An 18,043-nucleotide genomic window follows, 5' to 3' on the forward strand; every position below is an offset into this window, starting at 1 on the left:
CTTCAAATACGTGTTCAAATATTCTGCGCATATCGTTCATCCGGTATATCATTCAGCATAACGTAGAGGACCGCTGATTCGGCTCCCGTGTTGTGGAATGAGAACTCTTCTTCTCCTTCGCAATGGACAGCGTCACCTTTTACGATGTCTGTATCGCTGCCGTCGATAGTGAGCGTCCCTCCCCCTTCCAGCACGGTCAGGTACAAATGGCTGCCGGGATGACGGTGAGGTGGAAGCTGCTGTCCGGGCCGGAAGCTGAGCGTAAACACGACGCTTTGACCATGCCTGAACAAGATTTTTTTCATAAAATGCTCTTCATTAAACTGCTGATATTCCTTTTTGCTTATCTTCTCCATATCCTTATCCTCCCTGATTTAAAGATAGCCCAGCCATTCCTTGGCTTCGTCGGACATTTGCTCCGGACTCCACTGTGGCTCCCATACCACCTGCACCTGAACGTCACGTATTCCTGGAAGTCCGGCAATTGCTCGTTTTACCCCGCCAACCAGCATGTCATGCATCGGGCAGCCGGGTGTGGTCAGGGTCATGGTGATTTTTGCGGTCCCTTCTGTACACTCCACACCGTAAATCAATCCCAAATCCACGATGCTGATGCCAAGCTCCGGATCATATACCTCCTTCAACGTAGCCATGATTTCTGCGAACATTTCCGTTTTATCATGCAAGCCCATGATGTATTCCTCCCTTGCCTTTCGTTATTTTGTAAACACACGCGCTATTACACTCATATAGATCAAGGCCGCAATGGACAGCGCACTCCCGGCCGCGCCCACCAATACCCCTTGTCCCGATCCCATGCCAATCAGAAGCAGCAGCAGGCAGAAAGCCAATACCGCAAGACTCGTATGAATCGGCCGTTCCAGCAAAAGCTGACCCATGGTCGGAACTTTGATCTTGCCCACCTGCGGGCCATATTTATGTGTCCACCACAAAAAAGGAACGATTTTGGACAAATAACCCATAATGGTGATCCCAACCCATCCGTATAAATAACTCCAAACGATCATTACAATGAAGGAATGAGGAAGCTGATCCGGGATAAGCGTATAGGATACGGACGCAATTACTGCCTCGGCCGCCAGCAGCCTTGCAGCCCATATCGCCCAGGTAACTCCCGCGCCGGGATCAGGCTTATGGCGGACGGCATACATCTGCTGCACATGACAGCAATACAGAACCAATGCCCCTGCCAGCAAAAGAAAGGCAATAGATTTGACGAAGCCCCAGTCTGTCATAAAACCAAGAACACCACACCACACAGCAGCATTCCACAATAGAATGATAACTTTTTGCAACCGCTCAGAATAATGATGGGCCAATAAAAACATGGGCAGCAGCTTGTAGCTGAAACCAATGATCAGCAGCCCGAACCATCCGGTCATGCCAAGCCATACATGGGCCCCGAACAAACGGTCGTGAACTATTCCAAGCCAATTGAAATGAAAATCCATGCCCAGCAGCATGCCGCTCATTCCCGTAAGTCCCAAATAACAGACTGCGCTGGCTGCACATAGGGTAACCGGATTCCAGCGGTGGCTCTTCCATAAAGTGACTCCAATGTTCCACAAAAACAGCATAATGCCCAGAAATGCCGCCGTTGCGCAAATGGCAGTCCACCCGGCATGGGCCGTACGAAATGCGAACAACAGACCTGCCGTGCCTGAAGTAAACAGCCCGTACTGGACAAAACCAAGCTTTTCGCTATAAATGGCTGATTGAAGAACAACGGGAACCAGCTGATAAATCGCACCCATCGCGATCATGGTCGCCCAGCCCAGAACCAACAGGTGCACCATATACCAGCCGTCCGGAGTCCGGGGATAGTCAGTAATCCAGCCTGCAAAGTCCAGCAATGTCAAAACATGATACAGCACAAAACTGATCATACCCGTAACGATAAAAGAAAAAGGAAGCTTGAACATACGAGTATTCACCCCGTCCTAAGTAAGATTCAGGAAATCTGTACCCTCCTTTTGAGAATGGTTTTCATCTGTTAAGAGTATTGTAAAAGCTGCAAGAACCACACATTGTGATTGCAGTCACAACATGCCTTATGGGAGGGGTTAAATGCCGAGATCCAAATCTGTCACTTGGAGGCGGAATGTGAGGACTGCTATAATAATTCTGATCCAATAAAATGTAATATGGAAATCTCAGCATTTCGTTGGGGTACATGTGGAGGTATAATTATGATTTTACAAAAAGGCGAGACTCTGTTCAGACAAGGTGAATCGGGGTCTCTGTATCATCTGAAAAGCGGCATGTTAAAAATTGTGCGCATTCACCCCGACGGTACGCAATTGCTGGTAAACGTCATTGTGCCGAGCGAAACGATTCCTCATCATTCCCTGATCAGCCCCAACCCGTATTTTGGATCGGCAATCGCGCTGGTGAAAAGCGAGGTGGATGTCCTTCCCCGCTCAGACTGGTATCGTGAACTTGAAGAGGACCCGGAGCGCTGCCGTGCCATCGCTCTGCAATTGCAGGACAAGCTGCGCATGATGCAGCAGCGTATTGATCAGTTAACCGAGGTATCTCCCGCTGAAAGGCTGCTGAAGCTGCAAGCGTGGATTCAGCCTTATATCGCACCGTCCACATTGACGGATGTTCTGACCCAGGATGAAATCGGCCAATTCATCGGCCTGCGCAGGGAAACGATTAACCGGCTGCTCCGCAGTCAAATCAGAACCGGTGAAGCTCCAAATACGTCCGGTAAAAGGTGAAATGCAGCAATTGAAACTTACACTTTTTCTTCTCCTTTTCTTGCCCTAGAATGAGAACATCGTTCCACGACCGATCAAAGAAGCATCACGGCAAGTACATATTAAAAAGGAGAACTAAAAGATGGCACACACGATTCGACAGATTCATCCTCTCGCTTGGACGATCATTATCGGCACCTTGTTCGGCAGACTTGTAACGTCCATGAGCATTCCCTTTCTCTCCATTTATTTAACGCAGGTTCTGGGGGCTACGCCTTCGCAGACTGGTGTCACGGTTGCCGTCAGCTCGCTTGCCGGAGTGCTTGTCAGCTTTTACGGCGGATACATATCTGACCGTATTGGACGCAAGATCGTTATGCTGGTCTCCATATTCGGGTGGGCGGCCGTGTTTGTCGGCTTTTCCACCGCCGAGCATCTGCTGATGTTTTTTATTTTCAATACGTTGAACGGACTGGCCCGCGCTTTCTTTGAGCCGACGGCACGGGCCATGCTGTCCGACATTACACCGCCGGAGCACAAGTTGCTTGTATTTAACCTGCGCTATGCCGCGATCAACATGGGGGTCGTGTTTGGTCCGCTGATCGGACTGCAGCTGGGTACGGCACAATCGACATTCCCTTTTCTGGTCGCCGCGCTCGTATATACGGCTTATGGAGCTGTCCTGTTTTTCCAGTTCTCCCTGCACCGTTCCGCCCTGACCCGTCGTACGGACACAAGTCCTCCGAAGCTGGTTGAGGCTTTGCGGATTACGGGCAGCGACCGCGTCTTTTTGCCCGTACTGATCGGCACCGTTTTTTGCGTGCTGGGCTATGGACATTTCGAATCAACGCTGGCGCAGTATCTGATCTTGAACACCGACTTTGCCGACGGAGCGAAAGTGTTCTCTTATATGCTTTCTTTAAATGCGGTAACCGTGCTGGTTGTGCAGTTTCCGATCGTGCGGCTGATGCGCAATCTGCCTCCACTCGTTCCACTGATGCTTGGCAATCTATGTGTTGCAGCGAGCTTTCTGCTTTTTGGCATCGCGGAAGGCATCGCATTGATGATGATCGGTGTTGTGGTGTTTACGGTCGGAGAAGTGATGATGTTTACGATGATGGACATGCTGGTGGACCGGATTGCCAAGCCGGAGTTGAAGGGAACGTATTTCGGCACCATCGGCTTCAACCACTTCGGCAACGTATTGGCCCCGGTCCTGGGCGGATTACTGCTTGATCAATTTGGCGCCACGAACGGCCTGACCGTATTTATTCCACTGACGCTCATGACCATCGCCGGCCTTCCCTTCCTGTATATCGCACACCGGCGTCTTGCCAGACGTGAACGGGCTGCTGCCGCGGAACAAGCGCCGGCCCTATAAGAAAAACGTATATCATAAGAAAACGTCTATCAAAATTCGCTGCGCTCGGGAAGCTCCTTGACATACTTGTCCGAAAGCTTCATCCATTTCCTGATATACTTATACTCGGACTGGTAAGGCGATAAATCCTTGACCGGCTGCAGCGTTCGGAGCGATACCGCCTTACCGTCCGTAAAACCTTTTTTGCCTGCGATGAACAAAATCTCATTGTTAAAAAACGATCCTGTTGGCAAATAATAACGGATACCGATAATGTTGCGGTCTATGTTCATCAGATCATGCCCGAAGGCGGTAAACCCTTCCTGTGCCAGGTCAATGCCCATAATGTTCGCCACGGTCGGCAAAATATCCACCTGTCCCCCCACCTGTTCAACCACCCGCCCGGATTGGCCGGGAAGATGGATCATCAGGGGCACGTTGAACCTGGTGATATGACGGTGGTACGGAATGTCAAGCGCCTGGCTGACCTCCTTGGCCTTGAATTTTTTGCGGTTCAGTCCGAAATGGTCTCCGTACACAACGACAACGCTTTTCTCCCATAAACCGTTCTTTTTCAGACCGTCGATAAAAGTACCTAACGCATAATCCGCATAGTTCACGGCCGTCAGGTAGTCTCCAAGCGGCTGGCCTTTCAGACGCGCTGGCAGCTTTAGCCGTTTGCTTGCGTCAGGCACCGTGAAGGGGGCATGGCTGGAGGCGGTAATGAGCTGGGCATAAAATGGTTTCCATCTGTACTGCAGTGCTGTCAGCTTGTTCAAGCCCACCCGGAAAAGCTCTTCATCGGAAGCGCCGAAGCGGTTGAAGTTTTGCTTGTGGAAATAAGGCTTGTCATAATACTTATCGAAATTCAAAGCCTTGTACAGCTCGTCACGATTCCAGAACGTAATATTGTTGACGTGAAAAGTGCTGGCCGTATACCCCTGCTTGTGCATCAGCCGTGCCAGACTCGGCAGCTTTTTGTCGCTGTAAGCATAGGACATCGGCTTGTTGCCTACCGGATACACGGAGGTATTGCTCAAAAACTCGGCATCCGAGGTGTTGCCCCGACCCATTTGCTGAAATATGTAAGGGAAATACAGGCTTTCCGCGGCCAGCCGGTTTATAACTGGCGTCAGCTCTTTACCATCTACAGAGGTGTTTAACAGAAAATTTTGAAAAGACTCAAGCTGAACGACGATCAGATTGCAGCCCTTTCCTGCCCCAAAATAGGCTGGCGCCCCCGCTTTTTTATACTTTCGGTAAGGATAAGTCTCCTCCATTTGCTGAATGGCCTGGACGGTGGACTGCAGACCCGTATTCATCGTGCTTGTCTGCTTCTTTGCCGGAGGGACCCTTTCATGATGAGCAATGCCAGCGAACACGGCCAGACCGGCCAAGGCAGTGACAGCAAGGAATCCAAGCGTCCATCTCCTTATCTTCTTTTTGGACCTGTTCATGATAGGTTCACTCTCCCGATGATGCCGCAGCAGTTCTCCGCTTATTTTCCCCGCTCCCTAACCATCCATGTACTGTACGGAAACGAACTTTTTTCCAGATTGCAAAACAAAAAAATCCCGCCCCGGTCACTTGGACCCAGGACGGGATTCGTTCATCTCATTTACTGGTCTGCGTTTTCTTTCGTAATCAGCTTCAATTCGGCCGGGATGGACTTCTCAATCTTCTTGCCGTCCAGCACATCACGTGCTGCCTGTACCGACAGTTGTCCGATCAGTTGCGGCTGCTGTGCAACCGTCGCCGTCAATTTTCCTTCCTGAATCGACTTGATCGCATCATCGTTGCCGTCAAAGCCGATGACCGGAATATTTTTACCGGAGCTTTGGATCGCTTCGATGGCACCGAGCGCCATTTCGTCATTATGGGCAAATACCGCCTGCACGTCAGGGTTGCCCTGCAGCAGGTTTTCCATCACATTCAGCCCCTTGGAGCGGTCAAAGTCAGCCGCTTGCTTGGCCACAACAGTGAGCTGCTTGTCGGCAATTTCGTGGAAGCCTTTGCCCCGCTCGCGGGTTGCGGATGCGCCCGGCACACCTTCCAGTTCAATCACCTTCGCTCCCTCGCCAAGCTGATCGACGAAGTATTGGGCTGCCATGCGTCCACCTTTGACGTTATCAGATGCCACCAATGCCGCAACCTCGCCTTTATCAGCGGAACGGTCCAGCGTAATGACCGGAATGCCGATGCTGTTGGCAGATTGAACGACAGTGGAAATGGCCGCAGAATCAGCCGGATTAATGAGCAATGCGTTTACTCCCTGCTGGATCAAATCATCCACATCGTTGGTCTGCTTGGCCGAATCGTTCTGGGCGTCAACGACAATCACCTGCATGCCCAGTTTTTCCGCTTCTGCAACTACCCCATCCTTAAGGGATACGAAGAACGGATTGTTCAGGGTTGAAATCGACAGGCCGATTTTGATTTGCTCCTGGCTTCCGCCGGAGCTAGGCTTGGCCCATCCCGGAGGCTCCAGGGAGCATCCGGCCAAAACAATCATTAATGCACTTACAAGAAGGAATATGCTTAGTTTTTTCATGTTCGTCTCTCCCCTTAAGCCGTTTTCTTGCGGTCCAGCAGGACGGCAATAGCAATAACGACACCTTTGACAACCATTTGATAGAAGGAGTTAACCCCCAGCAGGTTCAAGCCGTTGTTCAGAACACCGATGATCAGCACACCGATAAGTGTACCCACAATCCGGCCGCGTCCGCCTGACAGGCTTGTTCCGCCCAGCACAACGGCAGCGATGGCATCCAGCTCATAGGACGTTCCGGCCGTTGGTTGTGCCGAGTTCAGACGGGAGGTGAGAATCGCGCCGGCGAGTGCCGACAGCATGCCTGCCAAAGAGTAAATCATGATTTTGACACGCGACACTTTAATCCCGGAAATAATGGAGGCTTTCTCATTGCCCCCGATAGCGTAAGTTTTACGGCCAAAGGCTGTTTTATGCAAAATTATCCACAGAATCAAAAAGGTAATCAGCATCGTGACGGCCGGAACAGGAATACCGAACAGGTAACCGCGTCCAAACAATTGGAACAGCAGGCTATCGCCCAGTCCTGTGATCGGGTTGCCGTCCGTATAAACAAGCGTCAAACCTCTGAATACGGTCATTGTAGCCAATGTGGCAATAAAAGGTGCCATTTTACCTTTGGTGATCATGAGGCCGTTCACCATACCCATGACACCACCGAGCGCTACCCCGATGATGATGGACAGAAGCGGGTCTACGCCGGACAGCATCATATTGGCCACAAAGGCGCTCGATAATGCAAGAATGGAGCCGACTGACAAGTCAATCCCGCCGGTCAGAATCACAAACGTCATGCCAAAGGCAATCAGCGCGTTAATTGAGACCTGGCGCAGCAGATTCAAAATGTTAAGTGGTTCCAAAAAGCTCGGATTTAATACTGAAACAATGACGATCAGAATGATCAAACCGAGCAACGGTCCCAATTTTTGTGTCAGATTCGTAAGGCGGAAGCCGCCTTTTGCCGTGTTGTTGTTCTGCAAAGTTGTCATCTCATTGCCCCCCTGTGGCCAATGTCATAATGTTTTCCTGTGTTGCCTCTTCTTTTGACAGCTCACCGGTAATGCGTCCTTCATGCACCACCGCGATCCGGTCGCTCATACCCAGTACCTCGGGAAGCTCAGATGAAACCATGATGATGGCGACACCGCGGTCTGTCAGTTCATTCATCAGCTGATAAATTTCCCGTTTCGCCCCCACATCGACACCGCGTGTCGGCTCATCCAGGATGAGCACGCTTGGACCGATGCCAACCCACTTGGCGATAACGACCTTTTGCTGGTTACCCCCGGACAGGTTCCGGGCCGCCGTTTCCGAGGATTGGGTTTTGATTTGCAGCCGTTTGATCAGCGTATCAACGAAGTCCTGCTCTTTCTTGGCGGAAATGAATCCTTTGGCTGAAAAACTGAACAGATTCGGCAAGGCCATGTTCTCGCGAATTGAGAAATCAAGTACCAGGCCTTCATCCTTGCGGTCTTCCGTAATAAAACCGATTCCGTGTCTGACCGCATCGTCTGGCTTCCGGATATGAACTTTTTTGCCGCGGAGCACAATGTCCCCGCTGTCCAAACCATCGAGTCCAAAGATGGCCCGCATGATTTCGGTGCGTCCTGAGCCCATGAGTCCGGAGAAGCCGAGAATTTCGCCCGCTTTTACAGAGAAGCTGACATTCTCAAACAGTCCTTTGCGGCTTGCATTGCGAACCTCCAGAACGATTTCACCATAAGAAGGATTACGCGCCGGATATCGTTCCGTCAACTCACGGCCAACCATTTTACGGACGACTTCATCAAAGCTTGTCTCCGGGATTGGCTTGGTATCCACAGTTTTGCCGTCACGCATAACGGTAATGCGGTCACAGATGGTGAAGATTTCCTCCATGCGGTGCGAAATATAGACGATGGATACCCCGTTTTTCCTGAGCGAGGCGATGACATCAAACAGCTTCTGAATCTCGCGTTCCGTAAGCGCTGCGGTCGGCTCATCCATGATGATTACCTTGGCATCTGTCATCAGGGCTTTGGCAATTTCAATCATCTGCTGCTGTCCGACGGAGCATTCTCCTGCAGGACGTTCCAGCGGAATTTGAACCGACAGCTTGGCAAATTGCTCTTGGGCGAGCGCTTTCATTTGCTTCGTATTGAGCAGCCCTAGGCTTGAAGTCAACTCCTTGCCGATGAACAGGTTCTCAAGCACCGTCATTTCCGGCCAAACGTTCAACTCTTGATGTATAAAGGCGATTCCCTGCTGCTCCGCTTCCTTAGGGCTGCCAAAATAGGTTTCCTTTCCGTCAAGCTCGATGGTGCCTTGATCTCTCTGATGTAAACCGATCAGAATGTTCATCAATGTCGATTTACCAGCTCCGTTCTCACCCATCAAGGCATGGACTTCGCCTTCCTTCAGTTCAAAATCCACTCCGTTCAGCACCTGATTCGTTCCAAACGCTTTATGAATGCCTTTCATCTGAATATGCATGATGCAGCCCTCCTTTTAACCAAAATGGACACCCGCCTGTAAAATGCAATTGGCATATGGCGTCGCTTCCCCTGTACGGATTACCGCTTTGGCATCCCGGGTAAGCGCTTTAAATTGCTCGTGGCTTATAGAAGCATCAACGGTGTCGTTTCCGAATTTTTCAGTCATAAATTGCATAATCTCCGGATTCTCGTCCCTGATTTCTTTGGCCAGAATGATCTTTTCAATGACCATATCCTCCGCAACCAGTTCCACAACCTCCCGGAAGCCGGGAGTACCCGGCTTTAAGGCCACATCGATTTTGGGCACTCCATCAGGCACGGGTAGGCCAATATCGGAAATGACAATGATGTCTGTATGGCCAAGATCAGACAGTACCTTGGAAATATGGCTATTTAGTATCCCGTGTCTCTTCATTACAGGCTCTCCTCCACTTCACGGCGTGCCGGCATGCCGCCCTGTGCCCCGAATTTGGTCACAGACAGCGATGCGGCACGGTTGGCGAAACGTATGCTTTCCTGCAGCGGCTTACCTTCCGCCAAGGCGACGGCAAATGCGGCGTTAAATGTGTCTCCTGCGCCTGTAGTATCTACTACTTCCACTTTGTAAGCCGGTACCAAGATCTCCTGCTCCCCGTCAAAATAGCGGACTCCCTTGCTGCCCTCCGTAATGAACAGCTTGTTCGGATATTTGCGCAACGCTTCCGCCGGGGTCACCCCTTCAAACAATACTGCGGTTTCATGCTCGTTAGGTGTGATATAAGCGGCATTGCTAATGACCTCTTCCGGTACGCTTCTTGCCGGTGCCGGATTCAGCAGCAGTGGGGTTCCGCTCTCGGCGCAAAGGGCACTCACATGCACAACCGTTTCTTCCGGAATTTCCTGCTGGATCAGCACAATATCAGCACTGCGGATCGCATCGGCCGCTTTGTCCACATATGCAGGCGTAACCTCATCATTAGCTCCTTTGACAACGACAATGCTGTTGTCACCTTCCGCCAAAATGATATGAGCTGTTCCGCTTTCTATATCTGTAACCGGTTCCACATACCGTGTATTTACAGAATTGGCTTTAAAATTGTCCAAAATGGCCTTGCCAAAATGATCGTCGCCTACCCTTCCGATCATCGTAACCTCTGCGCCAAGTCTTGCCGCGGCCACGGCCTGATTGGCTCCCTTGCCGCCAGGAACGGTTTTGAAGCTTTCACCCAGGACCGTTTCTCCGGCGCCTGGGCGTTTTGGGGAGGTGACCACCAAATCCATAGAACTGCTGCCGATTACACAAATTTTAGCCATTCGCATTCACCTTTCTTGTTGTGCCTCGCTCGATAAACTCGACAGGCATCTGTATATTTTTTTGATCAATTGGAGCCTGTTCAATAAGCTTGATAAGCAGCCCGGCCGCTTCCCTGCCCATCTCGTACGCCGGCTGGCGGATGGTCGACAATGCCGGCGACAGCAGGCTGCTCAGGGGAATATCGTCAAAGCCGATAATCTGCAGCTCTTCGGGAACCTTTCTTCCGATCCGCAGCGCTTCATGCAGCACTGCAGTCGCCGCGATGTCGTTGCTGGCAATGACGCCATCGGTCTCGCTGTGCTTGCTGAACAGCTCTTCCGCCCATAATGCAGCTTCGTTAAAGGAAAAGGACGTCGTCTGTACCACATGATAGTCAAGTCCGGCCTGGCGGATCATTTCAACCGCGCCCTCAAAACGGTCCTGTGCAGGTTTGATATGTACCGGACCCTGCATGACTGCGATGCGGCGGCTGCCACGCCTGATGATTTCTCTGGCAGCCAGACGGCCGCCTTCTCTGCCGTCCGCATACACGGACGGGCTATCCAGTGGTGTTCTGTCAAGGAACACGACCGGGATTTTCAAGTTTTCATATACTGGAGAGTGAGGATAGTTCGTCGAAGAGATGACACCGACCACATTATTCTGAATAAAAGTCTGGATGTAATCCTGTTCCTTCTCTTCATCCTCATCGCTGTTTCCGAAAATCAGCCTGAAATCCTGCTCCTGCATCCGGTCCTCAACACCGCGGGCCAACTGCGGAAAATAAGGGTTGGCGATGTCCGGCAGCAGCAGGCCAATCAGCTTGGACTTGCGTTTATATAAGGAACGCGCCACTTCATTTGGCGAAAAGTTAAGCTGCTTGACGGCTTCCTCTACCTTCTTGCGTGTATCGGCGTGCACATAGCCCCTTTCATTAATGACCCGTGACACGGTGGCTACCGATACGCCAGCCAGAACAGCTACATCTTTAATTGTTGTCATGTTATGCTCACCTCAATGTGTAACCGGTTACAGGTCTAAAATATCATATTTTTTTCTGTTTGACAATTTGTTTTTTACTGGAAGTTGCAAATTGCGTAATACGTAATGATCTTTTATAATGAGATAATTGTAACTAATGTAGTTATAGCTATCCGAAATAATGGAGGTTTCCTCATGATCATTGAAGTTTGGTCTGATTTTATGTGCCCTTTTTGCTTTATTGGCAAACGGCGGCTGGAAAATGCTTTGGCACAGTTTGAGCATAAGGATCAGGTTAAGGTGCAATTCCGCAGCTTTGAGCTGAACCCTTCCGCTGCCAGAGATTCCGAACATACCATGCCCGAGGAGCTGGCGGCGAAATATGGCGTAAGCGTGCAGCAAGCCGAAGCGATGAATAAAAATCTGGAGGCTCAGGCACGGACGGTAGGCCTCAATTACAACCTCAATGCAATCGTCCCTACCAACTCGTTTGATGCGCACCGTCTGGCTCACTGGGCAGACACTCAGCGTAAAATGGCGGAGCTGAGTGAACGGTTATTCAAGGCTACGCTTGAGCAAGCCAAGCATATTGGAAACATTGAAGTGCTTGCTGATCTGGCCGGGGAAGCCGGCCTCGACCGTTCCGAAGCACTTTCCGTGCTTGCCGGCGACCAATTTACAGCCGAAGTGCGCAGAGACGAAGCGCAGGCACAGCAGCTCGGCATTAACGGTGTTCCCTTCTTTGTGTTGAACGGAAAATTCGCGATCTCGGGGGCCCAGCCGGATGAAGTATTTGCCGATGCGCTGCAGCGGGCCTGGAGCGAGCGCTCTCCTTTTACGATGATGGAGGCCGAAGACAAGCCTGACGGCGCTGTATGTACAGAGGAAGGCTGTGAAATCCCGCCAGGAGACGGAAAAGAATAAGCAAATGAAGAGCGTCAGCCTACGACTACACAATAAGAGCCTGGGCTGACGCTATTTTATTGAGCTATCGATTCCAGTTTAATTTTTTCAGAAATTATCACTCTTTTCAGCCTCGTTTCGCAGTATAATGAGAAGCATGCTGTGCTTTGCAGCTCTAATGAACGAGACAGAAAGAAGATGACTTCCGTGATTTTGTCTATTTTGCTCAATGTTGTCCTGCCCATTGTGGTGCTGATCGGCTTCGGCTGCATCATGCAGTATTCCTTCCGGCTTGATCTGTACACGCTTGCCAAAATCAATTTTTACTACATAACGCCGGCAGTAATTTTCTTTAGCTTGTATCAATCGAACGTTTCGCTGGTGCTGCTTGGGGAAGTGGCCCTTTTTTATGCCATTTATGTATTCATCCTTTTCCTCATCAGCTGGACGGTGGCACGCTCGTTGAAATACTCTCCCGGCATGCGGGGAGCCTTTACCAACAGCGTGATGCTGGACAACTCGGGCAATTACGGGATGCCGATCAATGAGCTGGTATTTAAAGGGGAACCGGTGGCCGCTTCCGTGCAGGCGCTCATTATGACTTTTCAAACCTTTATTACGTTCACCTACGGCACCTTCGTCGTTCAGAACGGCGCCTCCAATGCCAAAAAAATTTTGCTGAACTTTTTGAAAATGCCGGTGCCCTACGCGCTCATCCTCGGACTGCTTTTGAATGTGCTGCACACGCCGCTACCGGCTATGCTGACCGAGCCCTTGGGATACATAAGCCGTTCCATGGTCGCCATTGCCCTGCTGACCCTTGGCGCACAGATTGTACAATACCCGTTCCGGCTGCGCCGGACGGCTATTTATATCAGCATGATTCTGCGGCTGCTGGCCGGTCCGGCTGTAGGCTTCGCCATCATTATGCTGCTCGGGCTGAAAGGAATCCCTGCCCAGGCACTGCTGATCGCCTCCGGGATGCCCACAGGCGTAAATACGTCCATTCTGGCGGAGGAATATAAGAATGAGCCGGACTTTGCGGCACAGACGGTACTGCTTTCCACGATTGTTAACGTGCTTACGATGACAGTTCTGATTACATTAGCCAATCATTTGGGATAATACGGCTATCGCCGCCTCCGGAAGCGAGGCGGCAGCCGCTTTTTCTCATGTGCTAAAATACTGGCTGGGACTGCCTCTCCATGGGTGAATTTTTTCCGTAAAATTCCCGCCTGTGTATTCACCGATCACCTTGCGCCAAAAAGCACGCGCCGGGGCGTTATTCTTCACCTGTGTTACCTTCCAGTTCCCTCTCAATCTGCTGAACAATTCGCGTGCGGCCCAGGAGCCAATGCCGTATCTGCGAAAAGGGCGCATGACAAAAAACTCGGCCATATAATAATCCCCTTCGAGCTTGTCATCAAGCCTGTCCACCAGAGCAAAGCCGGCCGGCTTGCCCTTATGCCACATAATAAAGGCCATTTTGCGATCCCCGCTTGTCCAGTATTGGTCCAGATCCGGATACTCGGGAAACCTGCCGTCAGCTGAAAGGTCAATCTCGATAAACTCGGTGAAATCATACAGATAAAACTGCATAAGCCGCATTATGATCGGCCGCTGCTCCCAACTTGCCAGCTTTAACATCGTTTTCATGCGATCACCTTCCACGCTTCTGCTGAACTCATTCTTGTTCAGTCATCGGTATTGCGGCAGTACCGCCCGCCGCCGGCCCTTTTTATGCTAAAATGTTCATGAACCATGAAATCAGAGGTGCAGACGATGAACATTCAAAAAGGAATCGACCGGCTCAAGCTGGATGAAAAGCTGCCGGCTATGCCATGGTATGTGCAGAAATTTATTGATTACAAGCTGCCTGATCTGTCCCCCTCCACCCTGCTGGAGTATATCAGGGATTATGAGATCTTCTTTTCCTGGCTGCGGGCGGAAGGACTCTCAGCGGCTGACACGAACAGCGGCGTGACCCTGGAGGAGCTGGAAAGGCTGCATATGGACAGTATTACCGGATTTCGTCTTTTTTTAACAACAAAAAGGGATGGGGCCAACACCAGAATTACCGTATCCCGCAAGCTGTCGTCCTTGCGCTCCTTATTCCATTACCTCAGCCAGATCGCGGAGGATGAAAACTTTTATCCCCTGCTGAAGCGCAATATTATGGCCAAGGTCGAAATCAAGCGTATACATAAGCCAAAGGATACCGCAGCCAAGCTCAAGGGCAAAATTCTTGAAGACGACGAGCTGCTTGAGTTTATCGCCTATATTCACGAAGGCTACGGCCATGATGTGGAAAATAACAAGCAGGCGCTATATGCCTATGAACAGAACAAGGAACGCGACGCATGCATCGCCAGCCTCATTCTCAATTCGGGGCTGCGTGTATCCGAGGTGGTCAACCTGAATCTGGATGATCTGGACCTGGCTAACAGGCTGCTGTATGTCTATCGCAAAGGAAACAACGATGAAACTTTTAAAGCCCCCGTCTACTTCAGGGAACAAGCCAAAGACGAGCTAGCCTTGTATCTGTCCATCCGGCAGCAGCGATACCGTGTGACCAAACGGGAGAAGGCCTTGTTCGTGGCCCTGCCGAACGGGAGCAATGAAGGAAAACGGATGACCAAGCGGGCCATACAGGCGATGATTATCAAATATGCCAAAAGGTACGGCAAACCGTCGTTAACCGTTCATAAGCTGCGGCATTCCTTTGCAACAGACTATTATTTGCAAAATGATATTTACAAGACGAAGGAGCAGCTTGGCCACGCCTCCACAGAAACGACTGAGGTATACGCGCATCTTACCGATAAAACGATGTCTGAAGCGATTGAACGCCGTGTGGATTCCTAGGCATAACCTTTGATCTGTTCTTCAATCCAGCGTGCGGCATGTTCCGCTTCCTCCGTGCCATACACCGTCAAGCCCGCAATCTGCTGCTGCACTTGTTTCTTCATACCCGGCCAGCAGACGGCACCCGCCACACACGGCAGCCTGTCGAGCAGCCCGGTGTCCCCGGCTTCCTTGACCATGACCAGCTTCGGGAAAGGCGCTTCCTTGAAGCCCTCGATCAAAATGCAATCATAGGTGTCAAAGCGTCCGATCAACTCATACAGCCCGGCGGCTCTTTCCTCCAGAACCGCCGTGCGGCCGGCTGAAACGATGGCAATGCCCTCCGCTCCCGCCTCACGGTGCTTGTATGTATCTGTGCCTGGATGGTCCATTTCAAAGCCGTGCGCATCATGCTTAATGACGGCCACCCGATGCCCTCCGGCTGTGAGAATGCCCAAAATTGAAGCGAGCAAGGTTGTTTTTCCCGTATTTTTATACCCGACAATCTGACAAATAAACGGCAGCTTCCCTTTACGATCGAGCTTCATGACCATCCTCCGCCTTCCAGCTTGATTATCTCTATCTTGTCCCCTGTTCTCAGCTGACCCGTACCGGGAGGAATGACAATAAGGCAGTCACTGTCTTTGATCGAAATCATGACGCTGGATTCGTCAACCGCCGCAGGCACGGCATAGATTCTTCCATCCCGGATTTCGGTCCGTGCCCGCACGAATCTCGTAAAATTGTTCACCCGGTGATAGTCCGCGCCCAGCAGAACCTCCCAGCGTGGGAGGAATGGCTGCCGCGCACCCAGCATCGTTCTGATCACGGGTCTGACCAACAGTTCGCAGCCGACAAAGCATGCGCCCGGATTGCCTGACAGGGCAAAGAGGAGACCCCCATCGATGACCGCTGCCGTCGTGACACTACCGGGCCGCATCGTTATTTTATTAAACAGCAAATCAACGCCTTCCTGTCTGACCAGATCACCCATAATATCGTAGTCCCCAACGGAAACCCCGCCGCTCGTCACCACATAATCAAAACCCGAGAGCGCATCCAGCACTGTTCTGCGGGCTGCCTCTACATCATCCTGCACGGAATCCAGAATATAAGGCTCGCCTCCCGCTTCCCGAATTTGCACAGCGAGCATAAAGCTGTTGCTGTTGCGGATCCGTCCCGGCTGCAAGGGCTCGTCCACGGACAACAGCTCCGATCCTGTTGAAATGACGGCTACCCGCGGCTTGCGAACAACGGGCACGCTGTGGATGCCAAACGAGGCCAGCACGGAAATTTCACCAGCTCCAAGCTGCCTCCCCTGTTCCAGCAGCAGTTGGCCTTCCTCTAGCTCGTAGCCGACAGGAGTGACATTATTCCCCGGCTCCACCTTTTTCTTCAGTCCGACGTATACGTCCCCTGCTTCCTCACGCAACCGTGTCGCCTCAAGCATGACAACGGCATCCGCTCCTTTGGGCACCTGCGCCCCTGTCATGATTCTGGCAGCCAGCCCGGAGGTAATCGGGCGGTCAGATACATATCCGCAGGGGATTTCATCTACAACACGCAACCATACGGTCTCATTCTCCGCACAGTTCTTCGTATCCGCACTTACAACCGCATATCCGTCCATACCCGAACGGCGGAAGTGCGGAAATGGATGCGGCGCATGCAGCGACTCGGCCAGAAAGCGGCCATTCGCTTCCGACAGCGGCACAAACTCGGCTGTCCCCGGTTTGCCATACTGCATTACTCGCTCCTGTGCTTCTTCAACGGAGATAGCACGCCGTTTGAATTTTTCGTTGGAATAGTCATCACTGTGCTTCATAAACCCACCCTTTTCATCAACGCTTATATGCTCTCCAGCTCTCTTTCTCTATCTCTACGTTTGCCTTTAAAACCCATGCCGCTTAAAACCGCTGATACAAAAATTTTGGCTTTCTGTGAGATTCATACCACCTTCCCTTTCCGATTTAGAAGAGCTTTTTCTTCTTCCATGGACTTCATGAAATACTTCGCTAATCCCAAATAATTGTCCGTTCTCAGATAAGAATAATATTTAGCCCTGTCCTCCACCTTAACAACTACTGGGGGAAGGTTGTTTTGTAGCAGGAGATAATTCACTAAAGTCCTTCCTGTTCTGCCGTTTCCGTCTTCATATGGATGAATCTTCTCGTAAGTAAGATGGAACCAAGCTACCGCTTCAACAATATCCTCTTCTGTCTTTGAATATATGAATTTTGCATTCATCAAATCATCCAAGGCATATAGAATTTCAGTTGAAACGTTATTCTGAGTGCGTTTAAACCTACCTGAATTATCGTCTATGTTAAACATGGTCAACTGGTGTATCTCATGCATAACAGAAATAGTCAACTCTGCTGTGCAATGATTCAAGATGTAATTCCAGACAGAAGACAGATTTGTTAGCTCATAAAGTTCTCTTGTAGTCACAGCTCTTTTAAAAGCTGGTACAAATCCATCCACCAAAAGAACCTGCGTTTCATCTATGCTAATGCTATTTCCCTCGATGGCTGCTGAGTTGTACACAGACCTTACGAGTATACTTTGCAGATACTCATGGTCTCCACGGATAATCCTTACAATGTCCTTTTCTCCGTAACTATACATAGATTTCTAAACCCTCTTCGTTTTGATAACGTATAAGTCCCGGTCATGTTCGCCTAGTTTGTGAACAAGGTAATCAACGCTCTCAGTAACGCCCTTTACTTCACCTTCTAACGAAGAAAGGCGTAGCTCAATACCGTCAATCTTTGCGTTCGTTACTTCTTGATTCTCGCGGATAGCGCGTAGTAGCGCAGCCATTTCTTGTAGAGTCTCTTCCATAAAAACAGCAACCCTCCGTTTAATTTAAAGTTACCTCTTTATACGTACAATCATTTTCTTCTTTCACTAACTCGATTATATCAGGTATGTATT

General features: G+C 50.6%; 20 protein-coding genes. 5 read left to right on the top strand and 15 right to left on the bottom strand.

Annotation, left to right across the window (positions count from 1 at the left end; translation table 11 throughout):
• Nucleotides 1-14: 14 nt before the first annotated feature.
• Genes ACE5LO_RS00270 through ACE5LO_RS00280 form a run of 3 tightly spaced genes read right to left on the bottom strand, consistent with a single transcriptional unit; the run spans nucleotide 15 to nucleotide 1,943 of the window.
• Nucleotides 15-356 (bottom strand): cupin domain-containing protein, encoded by a 342-nt coding sequence (locus tag ACE5LO_RS00270; RefSeq protein WP_375518074.1) that lies wholly within the window; start codon nucleotides 354-356, stop codon nucleotides 15-17.
• Nucleotides 357-374: 18 nt separating this feature from the next.
• Nucleotides 375-692 carry a metal-sulfur cluster assembly factor gene (locus ACE5LO_RS00275; RefSeq protein WP_375518075.1) on the bottom strand — a complete coding sequence of 106 codons (318 nt, stop codon included), beginning with the start codon at nucleotides 690-692 and terminating at the stop codon, nucleotides 375-377.
• A 24-nt stretch (nucleotides 693-716) separates the two neighbouring features.
• On the bottom strand, nucleotides 717-1,943 hold the full coding sequence (locus ACE5LO_RS00280; RefSeq protein ID WP_375518076.1) for a cbb3-type cytochrome c oxidase subunit I: 1,227 nt from the start codon (nucleotides 1,941-1,943) through the stop codon (nucleotides 717-719).
• Nucleotides 1,944-2,210: 267 nt separating this feature from the next.
• Between ACE5LO_RS00280 and ACE5LO_RS00285 the strand changes: the two genes are divergently transcribed.
• Together ACE5LO_RS00285 and ACE5LO_RS00290 are read left to right on the top strand one after the other, a co-directional pair.
• Nucleotides 2,211-2,744, top strand: a complete 534-nt coding sequence (locus ACE5LO_RS00285; RefSeq protein ID WP_375518077.1) for a Crp/Fnr family transcriptional regulator — start codon at nucleotides 2,211-2,213, stop codon at nucleotides 2,742-2,744.
• A gap of 121 nt (nucleotides 2,745-2,865) precedes the next feature.
• Nucleotides 2,866-4,104 carry an MDR family MFS transporter gene (locus tag ACE5LO_RS00290; RefSeq protein ID WP_375518078.1) on the top strand — a complete coding sequence of 413 codons (1,239 nt, stop codon included), beginning with the start codon at nucleotides 2,866-2,868 and terminating at the stop codon, nucleotides 4,102-4,104.
• Between the two features lie 29 nt (nucleotides 4,105-4,133).
• Here the strand turns inward: ACE5LO_RS00290 and ACE5LO_RS00295 are convergent, their stop codons facing one another.
• The 7 genes from ACE5LO_RS00295 to ACE5LO_RS00325 form a co-directional block, all read right to left on the bottom strand.
• A complete protein-coding gene (locus ACE5LO_RS00295; protein ID WP_375518079.1) occupies nucleotides 4,134-5,540 on the bottom strand; it encodes an LTA synthase family protein in 1,407 nt (468 codons plus the stop codon).
• Between the two features lie 161 nt (nucleotides 5,541-5,701).
• On the bottom strand, nucleotides 5,702-6,634 hold the full coding sequence (gene rbsB / locus ACE5LO_RS00300; protein ID WP_375518080.1) for a ribose ABC transporter substrate-binding protein RbsB: 933 nt from the start codon (nucleotides 6,632-6,634) through the stop codon (nucleotides 5,702-5,704).
• 14 nt (nucleotides 6,635-6,648) lie between these two features.
• Nucleotides 6,649-7,620 (bottom strand): ribose ABC transporter permease RbsC, encoded by a 972-nt coding sequence (rbsC, locus tag ACE5LO_RS00305; RefSeq protein WP_375518081.1) that lies wholly within the window; start codon nucleotides 7,618-7,620, stop codon nucleotides 6,649-6,651.
• A 1-nt stretch (nucleotide 7,621) separates the two neighbouring features.
• Nucleotides 7,622-9,103 carry a sugar ABC transporter ATP-binding protein gene (locus ACE5LO_RS00310; RefSeq protein WP_375518082.1) on the bottom strand — a complete coding sequence of 494 codons (1,482 nt, stop codon included), beginning with the start codon at nucleotides 9,101-9,103 and terminating at the stop codon, nucleotides 7,622-7,624.
• A gap of 15 nt (nucleotides 9,104-9,118) precedes the next feature.
• Nucleotides 9,119-9,520 carry a D-ribose pyranase gene (gene rbsD, locus ACE5LO_RS00315; protein WP_375518083.1) on the bottom strand — a complete coding sequence of 134 codons (402 nt, stop codon included), beginning with the start codon at nucleotides 9,518-9,520 and terminating at the stop codon, nucleotides 9,119-9,121.
• Nucleotides 9,520-10,398, bottom strand: coding sequence for a ribokinase (rbsK, locus tag ACE5LO_RS00320; RefSeq protein WP_375518084.1), 879 nt, complete (start codon nucleotides 10,396-10,398; stop codon nucleotides 9,520-9,522). The genes rbsD and rbsK overlap by 1 nt, the downstream gene beginning before the upstream one ends.
• Nucleotides 10,391-11,380 carry a LacI family DNA-binding transcriptional regulator gene (locus tag ACE5LO_RS00325; RefSeq protein WP_375518085.1) on the bottom strand — a complete coding sequence of 330 codons (990 nt, stop codon included), beginning with the start codon at nucleotides 11,378-11,380 and terminating at the stop codon, nucleotides 10,391-10,393. The genes rbsK and ACE5LO_RS00325 overlap by 8 nt, the downstream gene beginning before the upstream one ends.
• Before the next feature lie 174 nt (nucleotides 11,381-11,554).
• Between ACE5LO_RS00325 and ACE5LO_RS00330 the strand changes: the two genes are divergently transcribed.
• Together ACE5LO_RS00330 and ACE5LO_RS00335 are read left to right on the top strand one after the other, a co-directional pair.
• The gene (locus ACE5LO_RS00330) at nucleotides 11,555-12,283 is read left to right on the top strand and encodes a DsbA family oxidoreductase (protein ID WP_375518086.1); all 729 of its coding nucleotides are present in this window, start codon (nucleotides 11,555-11,557) and stop codon (nucleotides 12,281-12,283) included.
• A gap of 177 nt (nucleotides 12,284-12,460) precedes the next feature.
• Nucleotides 12,461-13,387: an AEC family transporter gene (locus tag ACE5LO_RS00335; protein WP_375518087.1), complete on the top strand. Its 927-nt coding sequence runs from the start codon at nucleotides 12,461-12,463 to the stop codon at nucleotides 13,385-13,387.
• A gap of 45 nt (nucleotides 13,388-13,432) precedes the next feature.
• On the opposite strand, the gene ACE5LO_RS00340 is transcribed toward ACE5LO_RS00335, so the two are convergent.
• Nucleotides 13,433-13,918 carry a GNAT family N-acetyltransferase gene (locus ACE5LO_RS00340; RefSeq protein WP_375518088.1) on the bottom strand — a complete coding sequence of 162 codons (486 nt, stop codon included), beginning with the start codon at nucleotides 13,916-13,918 and terminating at the stop codon, nucleotides 13,433-13,435.
• 126 nt (nucleotides 13,919-14,044) lie between these two features.
• On the opposite strand from ACE5LO_RS00340, the gene xerS reads away from it, so the two are divergent.
• Nucleotides 14,045-15,127 carry a tyrosine recombinase XerS gene (xerS, locus tag ACE5LO_RS00345; RefSeq protein WP_375518089.1) on the top strand — a complete coding sequence of 361 codons (1,083 nt, stop codon included), beginning with the start codon at nucleotides 14,045-14,047 and terminating at the stop codon, nucleotides 15,125-15,127.
• Here xerS and mobB read toward each other — a convergent pair.
• The 4 genes from mobB to ACE5LO_RS00365 form a co-directional block, all read right to left on the bottom strand.
• Nucleotides 15,124-15,654: a molybdopterin-guanine dinucleotide biosynthesis protein B gene (gene mobB, locus ACE5LO_RS00350; RefSeq protein WP_375518090.1), complete on the bottom strand. Its 531-nt coding sequence runs from the start codon at nucleotides 15,652-15,654 to the stop codon at nucleotides 15,124-15,126. The genes xerS and mobB overlap by 4 nt on opposite strands.
• Nucleotides 15,651-16,931 carry a molybdopterin molybdotransferase MoeA gene (locus ACE5LO_RS00355; protein ID WP_375518091.1) on the bottom strand — a complete coding sequence of 427 codons (1,281 nt, stop codon included), beginning with the start codon at nucleotides 16,929-16,931 and terminating at the stop codon, nucleotides 15,651-15,653. The genes mobB and ACE5LO_RS00355 overlap by 4 nt, the downstream gene beginning before the upstream one ends.
• 122 nt (nucleotides 16,932-17,053) lie before the next feature.
• Complete coding sequence (locus ACE5LO_RS00360) at nucleotides 17,054-17,734, bottom strand: Fic family protein (protein WP_375518092.1); 681 nt, start codon at nucleotides 17,732-17,734, stop codon at nucleotides 17,054-17,056.
• 6 nt (nucleotides 17,735-17,740) lie between these two features.
• Nucleotides 17,741-17,950, bottom strand: coding sequence for a hypothetical protein (locus tag ACE5LO_RS00365; protein ID WP_375518093.1), 210 nt, complete (start codon nucleotides 17,948-17,950; stop codon nucleotides 17,741-17,743).
• Between the last annotated feature and the right edge of the window lie 93 nt (nucleotides 17,951-18,043).

The sequence above is a fragment of the Paenibacillus medicaginis genome, assembly GCF_042138635.1.
GTDB lineage: Bacteria > Bacillota > Bacilli > Paenibacillales > Paenibacillaceae > Paenibacillus > Paenibacillus medicaginis.